Annotated in this window: 1 protein-coding gene; it reads left to right on the forward strand. The window is 68.4% G+C overall.

Going from position 1 to position 1,019, the window contains the following annotated elements; all coding sequences use genetic code 11:
- A partial coding sequence (locus ACIRCZ_RS20525) for a hypothetical protein (protein ID WP_402856820.1) occupies positions 1 to 1,019 on the forward strand: 1,019 nt, incomplete at both ends.

Consider the following 1,019-nt stretch of genomic DNA (forward strand, 5'->3'; position numbering starts at 1 on the left):
GCTGATGTGACGAGCGCGGCTGCTGCTCAGGCGGCGGCGACGGCGGATGCATCCACGGATGCGTCTGCTGATGTGTCGTCGGATGCGGGTGCTGCTGCTCAGGCTGCGGCGTCGGCGGCTGCTCAGGCGGATAACTCGTCGAACACGCAGGCTGCGGCGTCGGCTGCGGTGAATGGTGATGCGTCGTCGGCTGCGCAGGCTGCTGCTGTTGCGGATGCGTCCACGGATGCGTCGGCGCAGGCTGCTGCGAACGCGAACGCGAACGCGAATGCGAATGCTAATGCGGCGGCGTCGGCTGCGGCGGATGCGAACGGGAACCCGGCTGCTGTTGCGGCGGCGAACGCGGATGCGTCCACGCAGGCGTCGGCTGCTGCTGATGTGACGAGCGCGGCTGCTGCTCAGGCGGCGGCGACGGCTGATGCATCCACGGATGCGTCTGCTGATGTGTCGTCGGATGCGGGTGCTGCTGCTCAGGCTGCGGCTGCGGCGGCGGCGAATGCGGATAACTCGTCTGTTGCGCAGGCTGCGGCTTCGGCTGCGGTGAATGGTGATGCGTCGTCTGCTGCGCAGGCTGCTGCTGTTGCGGATGCGTCGACGGATGCGTCGTCTGCTGTTGCTGCGAACGCGAACGCGAATGCGGACGTGAATGCGAATGCGGCGGCGTCGGCTGCGGCGGATGCGAACGGGAACCCGGCTGCTGTTGCGGCGGCGAACGCGGATGCGTCCACGCAGGCGTCGGCTGCGGCTGATGTGACGAGCGCGGCTGCTGCTCAGGCGGCGGCGACGGCGGATGCATCCACGGATGCGTCTGCTGATGTGTCGTCGGATGCGGGTGCTGCTGCTCAGGCTGCGGCTGCGGCGGCGGCGAATGCGGATAACTCGTCGAACACGCAGGCTGCGGCTTCGGCTGCGGTGAATGGTGATGCGTCGTCTGCTGCGCAGGCTGCTGCTGTTGCGGATGCGTCCACGGATGCGTCCACGCAGGCGTCGGCTGCGACGAATGCGAATGCGGCGGCGTC

Source organism: Leifsonia sp. NPDC102414, from assembly GCF_044765685.1.
Taxonomy (GTDB): Bacteria; Actinomycetota; Actinomycetes; order Actinomycetales; family Microbacteriaceae; genus Leifsonia.